This window comes from Paraburkholderia sp. (assembly GCF_050742655.1).
In the GTDB taxonomy this organism is placed as follows: Bacteria; Pseudomonadota; Gammaproteobacteria; order Burkholderiales; family Burkholderiaceae; genus Paraburkholderia.
The window spans coordinates 1-16037 of record NZ_JBOIGG010000042.1 but is presented as its reverse complement, the minus strand read 5'-3'; the positions used below and the strand labels follow the sequence as shown (position 1 = coordinate 16037).

16 protein-coding genes are annotated in these 16037 nt (G+C 65.9%); 4 read left to right on the top strand and 12 right to left on the bottom strand.

Annotation, left to right across the window (positions count from 1 at the left end; all coding sequences use genetic code 11):
• A partial coding sequence (locus ACREXZ_RS30370; RefSeq protein ID WP_431767833.1) for a phosphate acyltransferase occupies positions 1 to 1634 on the bottom strand: 1634 nt, incomplete at its 3' end.
• A gap of 218 nt (positions 1635 to 1852) precedes the next feature.
• Here ACREXZ_RS30370 and thiL point away from each other — a divergent pair.
• From thiL to ACREXZ_RS30350, 4 genes are all read left to right on the top strand, one after another.
• Positions 1853 to 2845, top strand: a complete 993-nt coding sequence (thiL, locus tag ACREXZ_RS30365) for a thiamine-phosphate kinase (protein WP_431767832.1) — start codon at positions 1853 to 1855, stop codon at positions 2843 to 2845.
• On the top strand, positions 2835 to 3401 hold the full coding sequence (locus ACREXZ_RS30360; RefSeq protein WP_431767831.1) for a phosphatidylglycerophosphatase A family protein: 567 nt from the start codon (positions 2835 to 2837) through the stop codon (positions 3399 to 3401). The genes thiL and ACREXZ_RS30360 overlap by 11 nt, the downstream gene beginning before the upstream one ends.
• Before the next feature lie 32 nt (positions 3402 to 3433).
• Complete coding sequence (locus ACREXZ_RS30355) at positions 3434 to 3934, top strand: CinA family protein (RefSeq protein WP_431767830.1); 501 nt, start codon at positions 3434 to 3436, stop codon at positions 3932 to 3934.
• A gap of 78 nt (positions 3935 to 4012) precedes the next feature.
• A complete protein-coding gene (locus ACREXZ_RS30350) occupies positions 4013 to 4528 on the top strand; it encodes a cupin domain-containing protein (RefSeq protein WP_431767829.1) in 516 nt (171 codons plus the stop codon).
• A gap of 40 nt (positions 4529 to 4568) precedes the next feature.
• On the opposite strand, the gene pyrF is transcribed toward ACREXZ_RS30350, so the two are convergent.
• The 11 genes from pyrF to ACREXZ_RS30295 all read right to left on the bottom strand — a co-directional run bounded on the left by pyrF (position 4569) and on the right by ACREXZ_RS30295 (position 15903).
• Positions 4569 to 5384: an orotidine-5'-phosphate decarboxylase gene (gene pyrF / locus ACREXZ_RS30345; RefSeq protein ID WP_431767828.1), complete on the bottom strand. Its 816-nt coding sequence runs from the start codon at positions 5382 to 5384 to the stop codon at positions 4569 to 4571.
• Between the two features lie 87 nt (positions 5385 to 5471).
• Complete coding sequence (locus tag ACREXZ_RS30340; protein WP_431767827.1) at positions 5472 to 6554, bottom strand: aldose 1-epimerase; 1083 nt, start codon at positions 6552 to 6554, stop codon at positions 5472 to 5474.
• A 138-nt stretch (positions 6555 to 6692) separates the two neighbouring features.
• Positions 6693 to 7637 carry an SMP-30/gluconolactonase/LRE family protein gene (locus ACREXZ_RS30335; RefSeq protein WP_431767826.1) on the bottom strand — a complete coding sequence of 315 codons (945 nt, stop codon included), beginning with the start codon at positions 7635 to 7637 and terminating at the stop codon, positions 6693 to 6695.
• Positions 7634 to 8434, bottom strand: a complete 801-nt coding sequence (locus ACREXZ_RS30330; RefSeq protein ID WP_431767825.1) for an SDR family NAD(P)-dependent oxidoreductase — start codon at positions 8432 to 8434, stop codon at positions 7634 to 7636. The genes ACREXZ_RS30335 and ACREXZ_RS30330 overlap by 4 nt, the downstream gene beginning before the upstream one ends.
• A 25-nt stretch (positions 8435 to 8459) precedes the next feature.
• Positions 8460 to 9476 carry an L-arabinose ABC transporter permease AraH gene (gene araH, locus ACREXZ_RS30325; RefSeq protein WP_431767824.1) on the bottom strand — a complete coding sequence of 339 codons (1017 nt, stop codon included), beginning with the start codon at positions 9474 to 9476 and terminating at the stop codon, positions 8460 to 8462.
• 52 nt (positions 9477 to 9528) lie between these two features.
• Positions 9529 to 11052, bottom strand: a complete 1524-nt coding sequence (araG, locus tag ACREXZ_RS30320) for an L-arabinose ABC transporter ATP-binding protein AraG (protein WP_431767823.1) — start codon at positions 11050 to 11052, stop codon at positions 9529 to 9531.
• 242 nt (positions 11053 to 11294) lie between these two features.
• Positions 11295 to 12293 carry an arabinose ABC transporter substrate-binding protein gene (locus ACREXZ_RS30315; protein ID WP_431767822.1) on the bottom strand — a complete coding sequence of 333 codons (999 nt, stop codon included), beginning with the start codon at positions 12291 to 12293 and terminating at the stop codon, positions 11295 to 11297.
• Positions 12294 to 12431: 138 nt separating this feature from the next.
• Positions 12432 to 13208 carry an SDR family oxidoreductase gene (locus ACREXZ_RS30310; protein ID WP_431767821.1) on the bottom strand — a complete coding sequence of 259 codons (777 nt, stop codon included), beginning with the start codon at positions 13206 to 13208 and terminating at the stop codon, positions 12432 to 12434.
• Positions 13205 to 13903: a 2-dehydro-3-deoxy-6-phosphogalactonate aldolase gene (locus tag ACREXZ_RS30305; RefSeq protein ID WP_431767820.1), complete on the bottom strand. Its 699-nt coding sequence runs from the start codon at positions 13901 to 13903 to the stop codon at positions 13205 to 13207. Before ACREXZ_RS30305 ends, ACREXZ_RS30310 begins: the two co-directional genes overlap by 4 nt.
• A 33-nt stretch (positions 13904 to 13936) precedes the next feature.
• Entirely contained in the window at positions 13937 to 14971 is a 1035-nt protein-coding gene (locus ACREXZ_RS30300; protein ID WP_431767819.1) for a 2-dehydro-3-deoxygalactonokinase, read from the bottom strand.
• Complete coding sequence (locus ACREXZ_RS30295; protein WP_431767818.1) at positions 14968 to 15903, bottom strand: IclR family transcriptional regulator; 936 nt, start codon at positions 15901 to 15903, stop codon at positions 14968 to 14970. The genes ACREXZ_RS30300 and ACREXZ_RS30295 overlap by 4 nt, the downstream gene beginning before the upstream one ends.
• Between the last annotated feature and the right edge of the window lie 134 nt (positions 15904 to 16037).

The window sequence follows — 16037 nt, the reverse complement described above, 5'->3', positions numbered from 1 at the left end:
ATCAGCGTCGTACGGCGGCGCATTTCGAGCTTTGCCATCTGCTCGCTGATGCCCTTGCGCGCCATCATCTTGTGATACGTCTGCCAGAAATCGCGATAGCGCTCGTCGTGATCGGTGTTGACGACCGTGTAGTCCTGGCCGGCCGAGAGCCGCAGCCCGTAGCGCGAGATGCGTTGTTCGATCACCGCCGGACGGCCGATCAGGATCGGCCTCGCGAGCTTCTCGTCGACGACGATCTGCACCGCGCGCAGCACGCGTTCCTCTTCGCCTTCCGCGAACACGATGCGCTTCTTTTCCGGCTCGACGCTGCGCGCCAGCTGGAAGATCGGCTTCATCGTCGTGCCGCTGTGATAGACGAACTGCTGCAGATGCTGCTCGTACGCGTCCATGTCTTCGATCGGCCGCGTCGCGACGCCCGAATCCATCGCTGCCTTCGCGACGGCCGGCGCAATCTTCACGATCAGGCGCGGATCGAACGGCTTCGGAATCAGGTATTCCGGTCCGAACGACAGATCCTGAATGCCGTACGCGGTCGCGACGATGTCGCTCTGTTCCTGACGCGCCAGTTCGGCGATCGCGTTCACCGCGGCGATTTCCATCTCGCGCGTGACCGTCGTCGCGCCCGCATCGAGCGCGCCGCGGAAGATGAACGGGAAGCACAGCACGTTGTTGACCTGATTCGGGTAGTCGGTGCGGCCCGTCGCGAGCACAGCATCCGGCCGCACTTCGAGCGCGAGTTCCGGCAGGATTTCGGGCGTCGGATTCGCGAGCGCGAGGATCAGCGGCTTGTCGGCCATCACCTTGACCATTTCCTGCTTGAGCACGCCGCCCGCCGACAGGCCGAGGAAAATATCCGCGCCGCCGATCGCTTCGGCGAGCGTGCGTGCGTCGGTCTCACGCGCGAAGCGTTCCTTGTCCGGGTCCATCAGTTCGACGCGGCCCTTGTAGACGACGCCGGCGAGGTCGGTCACGAGAATGTTTTCGAGCGGCAGCCCGAGGTCGACGAGCAGATCGAGGCACGCGAGCGATGCGGCGCCCGCACCCGACGCGACCAGCTTCACGCTCTTGATGTCCTTGCCGACCACCTTCAGACCGTTGGTGACCGCAGCGGCGACGACGATCGCGGTACCGTGCTGGTCGTCGTGGAAGACCGGAATCTTCATCCGCTTGCGGCATTCGCGCTCGACGATGAAGCAGTCGGGTGCCTTGATGTCTTCGAGGTTAATCCCGCCGAAAGTCGGCTCCAGTGCGGCGATCACGTCGACGAGCTTGTGCGGGTCCGACTCGTTCAGCTCGATGTCGAACACGTCGATGCCGGCAAACTTCTTGAACAGCACCGCCTTGCCTTCCATCACCGGCTTCGATGCGAGGGGCCCGATGTTGCCGAGGCCAAGCACCGCGGTGCCGTTCGTCACGACGCCGACGAGGTTGCTGCGCGCGGTAAAGCGCGCGGCGTTCAACGGATTCTCGACGATTGCCTCGCACGCGAACGCAACGCCCGGGGAGTAGGCGAGCGCGAGATCGCGCTGGTTGATCATCTGTTTGGTCGGTGCGATCGCGATTTTCCCCGGCGTGGGGAACTCGTGATAATCCAGTGCGGCTTCGCGGAGTTTGCTTTCGGCGGGATTCGACATAAGGCGGGCTTGAGGTGCGGATTAGAATAGATGTTCGACGCATTGTAGCGCCAATCCCCGGCCCAATCCCTTCAGAAAGGGTACAACTGCCGCACCCGAAACAGCGCAGCAGGGATCGGTGCAAACGCGGCGTAAAACTCGCGTTGCGGTGACGTTGAAACCACGATGCGCACTTTTAGCTTTTTTCCCGATCGCCGCCAGGTCATACCCTTACCGTCATGCTCTCCGAGTTCTCGCTGATCGACCGCTTCTTCGCCCGCCGCGCCGCAGCCGGTCCCGCACGGCCGGAGGTACCGCTCGGCATCGGCGACGACTGCGCGCTGATCGCGCCGCCGGCTGGCGAGATGCTGGCCATTTCGACGGACATGTTGGTGGAAGGCCGCCACTTCCTCGCGGATGTCGATCCGCATGCGCTGGGTCACAAGGCGCTCGCGGTCAATCTGTCCGACCTCGCGGCGATGGGTGCGCGACCGCTCGCGTTCACGCTCGCGTTCTCGCTGCCGCGCGCCGACGCCGCGTGGCTCGAGGCGTTCAGCAACGGCCTGTTCGAACTCGCGGAGCGCTTCGATTGCCCGCTCGTCGGCGGCGATACGACAGCGGGGCCGCTCAACCTGTGCCTGACCGTGTTCGGCGCGGTGCCACCACAACAGGCGCTGCGACGCGACGCCGCACAGTCGGGCGACGACGTATGGATCTCCGGCACGCTCGGCGACGCGCGCGCAGGTCTCGGCGTGTTGCGCGGCGAATGGCAGCCGAACAACGCAGATGCCATCAAGTTTCGCCACGCGCTGGAACGCCCGGAGCCGCGCATCGAATTAGGCCTGGCATTGCGCGGCATCGCAAACGCGGCGCTCGATCTGTCCGACGGACTCGCCGGCGACCTCCTGCATATCCTCGAGCGCTCGCGGGTCGGCGCGACGATCGATGTGGACGCGATACCGCGCTCGGACGCGCTGCGCCGTTTGCCCGCCGACGTGCAGCGGCGCTGCACGCTCGCCGGCGGCGACGACTACGAGCTCTGCTTCACCGCACCGTCCGCCGCGCGCACCGAGGTCGAAGAAGCGGCTCGCAACGCCCGCCTGCCGGTCACCCGCATCGGTACAATAAACGCTCTTCAAACGGCGGCTTCTCCGGCGATCGCGTGGCGCGATGCGGATGGCGCGCCGCTCACCCTGACGTTGCAAGGCTTCGATCACTTTCATGCAGACTGATTCCTCGCTCGGCCCCGCCGACGATCTGCCCGGCCGTCCGGGTTCCACCGGCCCGAGCCCCGACGACCGCCCGCCGCGCCGCGCCACTTCGCGCTTCATGCTGTCGCATCCGCTGCACATCCTGTCGCTCGGATTCGGCAGCGGTCTGTCGCCGATCGCGCCGGGCACGGTCGGCACGCTGTTCGCGTGGGCGTCATTTGCAGTGTTCAGCCGCTATCTGACCGTGATCGAATGGGGCCTGTTGATCGTCGTCGGCTTTTTCGCCGGCATCGGCATTACCAGCTTCACCGCGAAGCGGCTCGGCACCGACGATCCATCTCCCGTCGTCTGGGATGAGATTGTGGCGTTCTGGCTCGTTCTACTGATGGTCACGCCCGTCACGCTCATCGGCCAGTTGTGGGCGTTCATCGTGTTCCGCTTTTTCGACATGGTGAAGCCGCCGCCGATACGCTATTTCGACCGCCGGCTGAAAGGTGGCTTTGGCATCATGTTCGACGACCTCGTCGCCGCGTTCTTCACCCTGCTCGTGATCGCGCTGTGGCGCATGTCGGTCTGACCGACACCCGACACCCGATACCGGACCTCCGCATGCCTACCGATTCCGTCGTCCACCAGTTGGCCATCCGCGTCGGCAACCGTCTGCGCGACGGCCGGCTGATGCTTGCCACCGCCGAGTCCTGCACCGGTGGCATGGTCGCGACCGCGATCACCGACATCTCCGGCAGCAGCGGCTGGTTCGAACGCGGCTTCGTCACGTATTCGAATCAGGCGAAGAGCGAGATGATCGGTGTGCCGGCCGAGATGATCGAGCGGCACGGCGCGGTCAGCGAGCCGGTCGCGCGGGCGATGGTCGAAGGCGCGCTGCGCAATAGCCGCGCGCAGGTCGCAATCGCGATCACCGGCATCGCAGGCCCCGGCGGCGGCACCGAAACGAAGCCCGTCGGCATGGTGTCGTTCGGCTGGAGCAACCGGCTGCACACCGCCGTCGAAACCGTCGTGTTCAAGGGCGACCGCGAACAGATCCGCGTGCAGGCGGCCGCGCATGCGCTGCGCGGCGTGCTCGCGCTGCTCGACGAGCAGGAACGCTGATCCGCACTGTTTCTCCTGGCGCGACACTACGACACCACGATTCCCGCGCCGCCGCAGCCCAATACCAGGAATTCACCGATGCAGAACGCCGCGCTCGACAAAGCGACGCTGATCCAGCGTTTCGACCTGCAGCCGCATCCGGAAGGCGGCTTCTTCCGCGAGACCTATCGCGCCGCGACGACGGTTCATCGTGACGGCACCGCCGAGCCGCGTTCGGCGTCGACGGCGATCTACTACCTGCTGTGCGACGGCGCGCATTCCGCGTGGCATCGCATCCGCTCCGACGAAGTCTGGCATTTCTACGCGGGCATGCCGCTCGACGTGCACGTGCTCGACGACGCGGGCCGTCTCGTCACGCATCGGCTCGGCGACGCGCTCACGCATCCGGGCACGGTGTTCCAGGCGGTGGTGCCCGCGGGTCTGTGGTTCGCTGCGGAATGTGAAGATCCGACGAGCTTTGCGCTCGTCGGCTGCACGGTGGCGCCGGGTTTCGAATTCAGCGAGTTCGAACTCGCCGACGCCGCCGCGTTGCAGGAGAAATGGCCGGAGCACCGCGAGCTGATCGCGCGGCTCGGGCCGGTGTCGCGCACCTGAGAGTCTCAATACGCGGGCGACGCCCTGAACAGCGTGCCGCTCAACGCGACGCGTTGATCGTATCGCGCGTCTGCTTCGCAGCGGCCGCGGCGGCCTGCGCGAAGTCGTCGCCCTTGCTCGCATAGATGATCGCGCGCGACGAGTTGATCAGCATCCCGGTGCCGTTGGCCGTGCGACCAGCGCGCACCGTCGCTTCGACGTCACCGCCCTGCGCGCCGATGCCGGGAATCAGCAGCGGCATGTCGCCGACGATCCCGCGCACGACCTCGATCTCCTTCGGAAACGTCGCCCCGACGACGAGCGCCAGTTCACCGCTCGCGTTCCACTTCTGCGCGGCGAGCTGCGCGACCGCCTGATACAACGGACGCCCGGCAGTATCGAGAAACTGCAAGTCAGAGCCACCCGGATTCGACGTGCGGCACAACACGATCACGCCCTTGCCGGGATGCTCGAGATACGGCTCGATCGAATCGAAGCCCATGTACGGATTCACGGTGACCGCATCCGCGCGGTAACGCTCGAACGCTTCGATCGCGTACTGCTCCGCGGTGCTGCCGATGTCGCCGCGCTTCGCGTCGAGGATCACCGGCAGGCCCGGATGGGCGACGTGAATATGAGCGATCAGCTGTTCGAGCTGATCCTCCGCGCGATGCGCGGCGAAGTACGCGATCTGCGGCTTGAACGACGACGCGTACGGTGCGGTCGCATCGACGATCGCTCGGCAGAAATCGAAAATCGCGTCGGCCCGGCTAGCGAAGGCGCTGGGGAATTTCGCGGGATCGGGATCGAGACCGACGCACAGCAGCGAATTCGTGCGCTGCCATGCGTCGTTGAGCGTCTGGGTGAAAGAGGACATGAGAGAACTCGCGACGAGCCGATGACGGAAGAGGCCTCCATTTTACCCGGCCTCGTGCCAGTCCCTGTCAGTCCCCGTCAGTCCTCCTCAGTCCCCGTCGAACGTCCGGCGTTTCGTCCGACCGCCGGCCATCGCGCGCAATCCGGCGCGCTCGACCGTGAAGCGGAATTCGCGTGCGAGCCGCGCGCCGCGCGGAAGCATCGTCATCCCGTGCTCGACCGCGCCGCCGGGCAGATTCGCCGCGTTGATCGGATGATCGACTGGCTCGAAGCAGAAGAACGATTCGCCGGGCGGTGCATACAGCACGTAGTAGTCGGTGTTCGATGCGACCGTCAGCGACAGGCGGCGCTTCGGCCACGCGATCGTCGCCTGGCCGCTCCAGCCGGTGAACGCATGATTGACCAGCGCGCCGGGCAGCGGATAAGCAACGCCGAACTGCCACGCGGGGGGCGCCTGCACATGCCGCACCGGTAGCCAGTCGTCGCCGGACAGCCATAGCCCCGCCGCCGATGCGGCCAGCACCGTGTCGTCGTCGCGCACCAGAAACGGATGCACGCCGAGCCCGAACGGCAGCGTGTCGCGGCCGACATTCTCGATCTCGAGCGCGATGGTCAGCGTCGAGCCTTCGAGCGTGCAGGTCTGCTCCGCGCGATACGCGTACGGCTTGCCGCCGCTGCGATTGAGCGTGAGCCGCACGCGTTCGGCGCTCGCCTCCGCAACATCCCACGACGCGAGCCAGCCGTCGCCGTGAATCGGCAGCGGTTCGGCTGCGCGGTTACGCGGCACGTCGACGGTCCTTCCATCGACGCTAAAACGTCCGCCGCCGATCCGGTTCGAGAACGGCAGCAGCGGATAGCACGCGAGTTCGTTCGGATCGGTGTCGACCGTCACGTGACGGCACGGACGGAAGATCGGCACGTGTTGTCCGTCGTTGCGCCAGTCGAAACGCGTGATGCCGCCGCCGAGCAGCGGCGCGACGTCGACGCGCAGATGCGCGTTGGCCAGCGTGACGCACGCGACGTCGCCAGTGACGCCGGCACCGATCGCGACCGCCGATGTGCTGGGCCCAGGCAGCACCGGGTGCGACGACGAGGCGGCGAGCCGCGCGCGACGCAGCCGGCTCGATGCGGACGAAGACATAGCAGAAGAAGCAGAATTCGCGACAGTCATTTCAGGCTCCATCGAGAGGCGTGGACACCGCAGCCGTCGGCGACGGCTGTTGCGGGCGGCTCGCACATGTCGCCGCCTCTTCAGGTCTGTATTGCATGCTGCGAACCGCGTCTCGTGCAGACTCAGCGATTCAGCGACTCAGCCACGCGACGCGGCAAACGAGCCGCGCGGGCGCCCGAGAAAAACCGGTTCCGGCAAGCCGCGCCGCGCAGGCGTCGCGACGAACACACCGCCTGCGAGCGGATCGCGGGCCAGCGCGGCCGCGTCGAGACCGACCCGCGCGCTCGTGACGTACAGCGTGCCGAGCTGCGCACCACCGAACGCGACGCAGCTCGGCTGCGCGGTCGGCACGATCACACGTTCGGTTTCGTTGCCCGTTGCGTCGTAGCGAACGACCCGTTCGCCGCCCCATTGCGCGTTCCACAAACCACCGTCGCGATCGATGGTCGAGCCATCCGGCTCACCGCTCGCATCGGTCAGACGCGTGAACACGCGATCGTTCGACACGTGTCCGTCTATACCGTAATCGCAGGCGCGGATTTCGCGGGTCGGCGAATCGCAGTAGTACATCGTCGCGCCGTCGGGGCTGAACGCGATGCTGTTCGAAATCGCCGGCGAGGGCAGCGGCAGCCGCTCGAGCGCGAGGTCATGACCGAGCCGGTAGAAGCCGCCGATCGCCTGCACCGGAGAAGCTTCGTCCTTCGTGCCGAACACGAAGCGACCCTGACGATCGCAGCGGCCATCGTTCACACGTGTGCTCAGGCCGGGCTCGATGTCGACGATCGGCTGCAGTTCGCCTGTCGTCAGATCGAAGAACGCGAGCCGCGTCGCGAGGCCGAGCAGCAGCACGCGCTCGTCGTCGCACAGCGCGAACGTGGCGAGCCGCTCGGGCATCGCCCAGTTGGTGCTGCGGCCGTCGCGCGGATCGTAGCGCCACAACCGCGCGCCTTCGATGTCGGTCCAGTAGAAACGTCCGCTGCGCGCGCACCACGTTGCGCCTTCGCCGAGCGCGCACTTCGCGTCGACGGCAAGCGACGCACGCGGCACGTGCTGCGTATGCTGCGTGCGCGGCGTCGCACTCACGCCCAGCCTCCGTCGACGATCACGTCCTGCGCGGTGATCATCCGGCTGTCGTCGGCGGCGAGGAACAGCGCCATCCGCGCGAGATCGGCGGGCAGCAGTTCCGCATCGATGCACTGGCCTTCCTTGATCGCGCGGCGCCCTGCATCGTCGAGCCACAAACGCTTCTGCTTCTCCGTCATCACCCAGCCCGGCACCAGCGAATTCACGCGGATGCCGTACGACCCGAGGTCGCGCGCGAGTCCGCGCGTCAGTCCTTGCACCGCCGACTTCGACATCACGTACACCGGATAGCCGCCGTTCTTCAGCATCCAGCTGATCGAGCCGAGATTGACGATGACGCCGCTCCGCGCAGCCTTCATGTCGTCGATCACCGCCTGCGCCGCGAAGAACTGGTGACGCAGATTCACTGCGATGCCCGCGTCGAAGAATTCGGGCGTCACTTCGCCAATCGAATGGCGGCGATCGTTGGCCGCGTTGTTGACGAGCACCTGGATCGGCCCGAGCGCCGCCTTCACGTCGGCGATGGCTTTGCGTAGCGCGTCGAGGTCGGTAAGGTCGACGCGCAGGAACAGCGGCTTGTGACGCGAATCGCCGAGCTTGTCGGCAAGCGCTTCACCCGCGCTTTCGTCGATGTCGAAGAACGCGACGCGTGCACCCTGCGCCGCGAAATGCTCGACGAACGACTCGCCGATGCCGGTCGCGCCGCCGGTGATCAGCACCGTACGGTCGACGAGGCTCGGATAGCGCGCGTACAGGTTGTCCGCCTGATGGTCGGTGGCATTGGCCGGTGAGGACATCGTTCGTTCCTTGAAAGCGTGGGGATCAGTCGCGCGAGCCGCGGTTCTTCAACTGGTCGAGCAGCACGGCGGCAAGCAGGATCGCGCCGCGCACGAGGTACTGGTAGAACGCGTCGATGTTCAGCAGGTTCATCACGTTCTCGACGGTGCCCATGATCAGCACGCCGATCACGACGCCGGAGATCGTCGCGCGGCCGCCAAGCAGCGACACGCCGCCCAGCACGCACGCGGAGATCACGTTCAGTTCGAAACCCTCGGCGGCGTTCGGCTGACCCGACGTAATCCGTGACGCGAGGATCACGCCGGCGAGCGCGGTGACCGCACCCTGAATCAGGAAGATGTACACACGCGTGCGTTCGACGTTGATCCCCGCGAGTCGCGACGCTTCGGGATTGCCGCCGATCGCGAGCGTGTTGCGGCCGTACACCGTCTGGTTCAGCATCACGCCGAACACGATGAAGCACAGCAGCGTGACCCAGATCGGCAGCGACACGCCGAACATCGTCAACCCGCCGAGCGCGATGAACGTGTCCGACGACACGCCGACCGCCTGCCCGTGCGACACGATGAAGCCGAGGCCGCGCACGATTTCCATCGTCGCGAGCGTCGTGATCAGCGCGTTGATGCGCAGGTACGCGATCACCGCGCCATTGACGAAGCCGATCGCCGCGCCTGCCGCCACCGCCGCAATGATCGCGATGAACGTGTTGCCGGTCGCGTTGAGTACCATCGCACACATCACGCCGGCGAACGCGACGGTCGAGCCCACCGACAGATCGAAGTCGCGCGACGCGAGACAGAACATCATCGTGCAAGCGACCATGCCGATCTGCGAGATCGACAGTGCGAGGCCGAGCATGTTCTCGATCGAGAAGAAATGATCGACGGTCAGCGACATCGTGATGAACATGATCGCAAAGATCACGATCAGGCTGTACTCGGTGACGTGCTGCCACCATTTCTGCCGGTCGTTGCCCTGCGGAATCAGCGCTTCGGTCGCGCTCTTGGCGGCCTGTTGCGCGAGGTTTTCTCTGGCTTGCATGTCTTGACTCCTCCCGTTCCCGACGGGTTAGACGGGTTCAGCTATTTCGTGTTCAGGCCGCTTCAGCGGTTTCGGGTGCAGTCGAGCTCTGCGGCAGCGCAAGGCCCAACACCGATTGTTCGGTTGCGGCGCCGCGCGCAAGCTCGCCGGAAATGCGGCCCTGGCGCATCACGACGATGCGGTCCGACACGCCCAGCACTTCCGGCAGTTCCGACGAGATCATCACGATCGCGCAGCCGCGCTCCGCGAGCTGATAGATCACGTTATAGATCTCGTGTTTCGCGCCGACGTCGATACCGCGCGTCGGTTCGTCGAGAATCACCACTTTCAGGTTCGGCTCCGCGAGCCAGCGCGACAGGATCGCTTTCTGCTGGTTGCCGCCGGACAGGAAGCGGATTTTCTGGCGACGTCCCGGCGTCTTGATCTTAAGCAGCTTGATGAAGCGGTCTGCCGTTTCGGCTTCCTTCTTGCGGTCGAGGAACATCCCCGCGCGCAGATAGTGGCGCCGGCAGCTGATGTTGATATTCTCCGAGACGCTCGCCATCGCGACGATGCCTTCCTCCTTGCGGTCCTCCGGACACAGCACGATGCCGTGGCGGATCGCCTCGCCGGCGCTGCGCACGCGGATCGGCTTGCCGTCGAGCATCAGTTCGCCGCCCTTCTTGTGATCGGCGCCGTACACGAGATGCATTAGCTCGCTACGGCCCGCGCCGACCAGACCGAAGAACCCGACGATCTCGCCGCTACGCACTTCGAAGCTCGCCGGTTCTGCAAGCGAATGCCCTTCGATCGCCTTCGCCGCGAAGCGTACTTCGCCGAGCGCGCGCGGCGAGTAGTTATAGATGTCCGAAATCTCGCGGCCGACCATCTCGCTGACGATCGTGTCGCGCTTCACGCCTTCGAGGCTCGGATGCGACGCGACCTTGCGGCCGTCGCGGAAAATCGTGCATGCGTCGCACAGCTGGTAGATCTCGTCCATCCGGTGCGAGATGTAGATCAGCGCGCGATTGTCCGCGCGCAGGTCGCGCACGAGCTTGAACAGCACTTCGGTTTCGCTGTGCGACAGCGAGCTGGTCGGTTCGTCGAGCGCGATCACGCGCGCATTACGCAGCAGCGCCTTGCAGATTTCGACCATCTGCCGCTGCGCGATCGACAGCTTGCGCAGCTTCGCATCCGGATCGAGCGCGACGCCCATCGCTGCGAGACGTTCGCGCACGAAGCGTTTCGCTTCGCGCTTGTTGACCCAGCCGAGCGCGTTCGGCAACTGGCCGAGCAGCAGATTTTCGGTGACGGTCAGATCCGGCACGTACTGCAGTTCCTGGTGAATCACCGCGATGCCGGCCCCGATCGAAGCTGCCGCGCTCGCAAAGCGCACCTCGTTGCCGTCGATGAGCACACGGCCCGAGTCCGGCTGATATTCGCCGCCGAGAATCTTCAGCAGCGTCGATTTGCCGGCGCCGTTTTCTCCCATCAAACCGTGCACTTGACCTTCATGCACATCGAACGACACACCGTCCAGCGCACGCACGCCTGGAAACACCTTCCCGATATCGTCAAAACGTAGCGTCGCAGACACTTCCGCCTCCATTTGCTTCTAAACGCAGCCCCACATGCAGCCGGCAGCGCCGCGCGAACTCACGCGCCGCGGCCGGCGGCCTGCTTCATCGCGCATATGTCGACCAGAGCTGGCGCTTTAGCTGTCGACTGGAGTTCGCGCTTTAGCGCGTTACTCCGGTCCCATGCAAAGCACTTACTCTGGTCCCACGCAGGGCGCAAACCCTGCTCACATGCGTGTACCCATTGCCTTACCCGACCCGCTTACTTCGAGGCGAGGCCCATCTTCTGGCGCACATCGGCGACGTTGTCGCGCGTCGCGAGCATGCCGGTCGTCAGCGTCAGCAGCGGCGGTTCCTTGCCTTGCGTGATCCAGTCGTACATCAGCGTCGAGGTTTCTTCGCCATGACGCTTCGGGCTGATGATCACGGTGCCGTAGAAGCCCGTCGGATTCGGCTTCTTGAACTCGTTCAACGCGGAGTCCGAACCGCCGATGCCGATACCGATCATGTTGTCGGCCTTGAAGCCGCGACCTTCGGCGGCACGCACGGCGCCGAGTACACCTTCGTCGTTCAGCGCGTAGGCAACCCAGTGCTTGAACTGCGGATTCTTCGTCAACGCGATGTTGGCCGCGTTAAACGCGTTTTCCGTGTCGGTCTTCGCCTGCGGCGCCGCAATCACGTTCGCCTTCGGGAAGCCCGCGGCGACCAGCGCGTCGGTCGCGCCGCTCGTGCGGTCGTGCGCGGTCGGCAACTGCTCGTAGGTCACGTCCATCGCGCCGACGTCCTTCATGTCCCAGCCGCGCTTCTTGATTTCCGCGGCCAGGCCGTCGCCCACCTGCTTACCGATGTTGTACGCCGAAATGCCCATGTGCGGCACGGATTCGATCGGCTTGCCCGCGCCGTCGACGAGACGGTCGTCGACCGTCATCATCTTCAGGCCGTCGGCCTTCGCTTTCGCGACGATGCCCGGTCCGAGCTTGACGTCGGGCGTGCAGATCACGAAGCCCTGCGCCTTCTGCGCGGCGAGATTGTCGATTGCGCTCATCACCTTTTCGCCGGACGGCGCGCCGATCTTCACGAGCGTGAAGCCCTTCTCCTTCGCGGCCATCTCGGCGAACTTCCATTCGTCCTGGAACCACGGTTCTTCGGGCTGCTTCACGAGGAAGCCGATCTTGACCTGGTCGGCCGCCTGCACGACCGGCGCGTTGAAGAGGACCCCAGTTGCCGCCGCTGCCAGCGTGAGGAAAATTCTACGTTTCATGATGCGTGTCTCCTGACTAATTGATAACGAGAAGGTATCGGCCGCGTCTTCTTTTTACCGGCCCGGCGCACGCGGCCCGTGCGCCCCGCCGGTTCACACTTTTCCTGCTCTCCTGCTCCACTGCTTCAAACCGCTGCGTCAGTCGTGGTACAGCGCCGAGCGCCCACCGTCGACGGTGATACAGCTTGCGTTGATGAACGGTGCCTCGTCGGACGCGAGGAACACCGCGGTCATCGCCACTTCGTCCGGCCGGCCGATGCGCTTCATCGGCTGCAAATCGAGCGTGGCCTGCCGTGCGGCGACCGGATCGTTCTGCGCACCCCACCAGTCGTGCGTCAACTGCGTTTCGACGTAGCCCGGCGCGATCGCGTTGACGCGCACATTGCGCGGCGCGTACTCGATGCCGAGCGCGCGCGTAAGGCCGAGCACGCCATGCTTCGCCACCGGATACGGAAAGCATCCGGGAATGATCTTGAACGCGTGCGTCGACGCGATGTTCACGATGCTGCCCGCGCCGCGCTCGACCATGCCGGGCAGCGCCGCGCGGCAGCCGTTCCACACGCCGTCGAGATCGACCGCGAAGCAGCGCCGCCAGTCGTCGTCGGTCATCGTCAGCGGGTCGCAGAATACGTTGATGCCCGCGTTGTTCACGAGCACGTCGAGCGGCCCGAACACACGCTCCGCTTCGCTCACCGCATGCCGCACCGAGTCCGACTGCGTGACGTCGGTCTGCACCGCGAGCGCACGCGCGCCCGGTTGAGCGGCGATCGCCTGTGCGGTCGTCTGTGCGCTGTCGAGATCGAGTTCAGCCAGCACGACCGCCGCACCCTCGCGCGCGAACGCGTGCGCGATCGCCGCGCCGATGCCGCGTCCCGCGCCGGTGATCAACGCGACCTTGCCGGCCAGCCGGTTCATTGCTTCGCTCCGGCCTGCGCGGCGTGTGCGATGCGTGCAGCGCGTAGTCCTTCGATGAATGCCTTCGCGTGCGCTTCGGTGGTTGCCGCGCTCTGGCCTGGCTTGAACAGCGCCGAGCCGAGTCCGAAACCATTCGCGCCCGCGGACAGGAACGGCCCCATGTTGTCCGGCGCAATCCCGCCGACTGGCACGAGCGGCACTTCCGCGGCGATCACCGCGCGCCACGCCTTCACGATGTGCGCGCCGAGCTGTTCGGCCGGAAACATCTTCAGTACGTCGGCGCCGGCCTTCAGTGCGAGAAACGCTTCGGTTGGCGTCGCGACGCCCGGCGCGCACGCCATCGCCTGCGACTTCGCCGCAGCGATCACATCGGCATCGCTGTGCGGCATCACGATCAGTTCGCCGCCCGCCGACTTCACGTCGTGCACGAAGCCCGGATGCAGCACCGTGCCCGCACCGACGATCGCATCGGCCGGCAGCGCGCGACGGATCGCGGCGATGCTGTCGAACGGCTGCGGCGAATTGAGCGGCACTTCGACGATGCGGAAACCCGCTTCGTACAGCGCACGGCCGTGGTCGGCCGCATCGGCCGGCGTCACACCGCGCAGGATCGCGATCAGCGGACACGCGTCGAAGGCGGCCATCAGACCCGCGTGCGGCAGGTAGGGTCCGGGCAGATTGATATGAGGTTGCATGTCGGTTCCTTATATGTCGTCGCGCGGGCGGCGTCAGCCGGCGCGCGCGGCCGGCGCCGCATCGCCCGCGGCGACGAGGCCCGCTTCGCTCGCCATGCGCCACAGTCCGCGTTCGGTCGCGTGCTTCACGAGCGTCGCGTCGTCGCAGCCGAACTGCGCGAGCGCGAGCCGGTAGCGTTCGCACAGCGCCTCGTTGCCGATCAGACGCAGCGGCCGGCCGGCGAGCGTGGTCTGCTGCTGCGCGAGCGCTGCTTCGAGGCCCGCGATCTCGTGGCCGATCAGCAGACCGGACAGATAGTCCGGTTGCCGGTCGCCGGCCAGCTGTCCCGTGAGGCCGAGCGTGCGCGTGCTGAAAACCGTCGCGAGCAGACCCGCCTCGCCGCGTTGCCGCGCGACGTTGACGCCGCGCAGGAACGCTTCGGTATCCGGGCGATCGGGCGTCGTCATCGTGCGGCCGAGAATCGTATGTTCGGACAGCGCCGCAAACACTTCGCCGGTCATGAACGTATGAAACCGCTCGATCCGGCCGCGCTGCACGACGACCCATTTCGCGTGCGTGCCGGGCAGACCGATCAACGCGGGGTCGGACATGGCATCGCCGGCGAGCGCGCCGAAAATCTGTGTCTCTTCGCCGCGCATCACGTTCGGCAGATCGCCCCGCTCCAGCACGCCGGGCACGATATGCACGACCGTGCCGCGCGCCGCCGCGACACGGACGATGCCGGCCGTGATCGCGTCGGCGTCGGCGGGCGCATTGACATACGGCGCCTCCACCCAGCCTTGCGCACTGCCGACCATGCCGGCCGCGATCACCGGCACGTCCGGCGCGAGATCGAGCCACGCGCCACAGACCGCGTCGAACGCGTCGTCGAAGCCGCCTTCGCGTGCGGGACGCGGCAGATTCATGATGCCCGCGCTCGATGCACGCGTGTCGATCACGTTGCCATGCGCGTCGAACAGATACGCGCGCAGCGACGTCGTGCCCCAGTCGAGCGCAATCAGCGCTGCGTCCGTCGTCCCCTGTACCGTCGCCTCTTGCGCGGGCGCGGTCGAAACCGGTCCGGTCATCGTTTGATCCTGCGCGTGACGGGCTGCGGCGCGCGCCAGCCAAGTTCTTCCGAGATCGCGCGCGCTTCGCGCTGCAGGACCGGGATCAGCTCGTCCATGCGTTCGAGCGGCATGTACGGAATCGTGCTCGCCACCGACACGGCCGCGACGACCGAACCCGACGCGTCGCGCACCGGCGCCGCGACGCAACGGATCGACGCTTCGTTTTCTTCGAGATCGAACGTGTAGCCGCCGGCCGCGTAGTTCGTCATGCGCTGCATGAAGGTGGGCGCGTCGGGGCGGTTGTCAGGCTTGAAGCTCACGCCCGCGAGCGCACGACGCGACGCGTCGAAGAGCCCTTGCCAGGTATCCGGCGTCAGGTCGAGCATCATCGCCTTGCCGATCCCCGTCGACGCGAGCGGCATCCGGTGACCGACGCGCGAGCGCATTTCGAGTCCACGTGTGCCGGGAATCTTGTCGATGTACAGCACGTCGTCGCCATCGCGCACGCCGAGGTGGATCGTGTCGAGCGTCTGTTCCGCGAGCGATTCGAGATGCGGACGTGCGACCGCCGTGAGCGGCATCTGTTCGAGCGCGATCGTGCCGAGTTCGATCAGCTTCGGGCCGAGCAGATAGCCGCCTTGCACCTGACGCAGATAGCGCGCCTGGACGAGGCTGCTCACGAGCCGGTGCGTGGTGCTGCGCGTCGTGCCAAGCGCAGCGCCGAACGTGCGCAGATCACGCACGCCCGCGGCGGCGGCTTCGAGGATCGCGAGGCCGCGCAGCAGGGTTTGCGTGCCGGCCTGTTGAGGCGTGATGTCGAGCAGCGTGCTCGGCAGGCCGATCGAATCGGCGGAATGGTCAGGGACGGTTTTCGGTGCGGGCGCGGAGTTCACGGCGCGTGAAGGCTCGCCGGGCTGGATACGCGCTTCCTGTCTTGAGATGAACGGCATGGCCGGATGTCTCCTTATATCTTGCTTTTGATTCAGAATTCAGTGGGTAGCAAGCCATTAATGGTTTGCCACCAAGCCGGTTGGCAGCCGTGGCGCAGCTTGTGTCTCCTGCGAGTTTCAAGCTCCGTCGACAG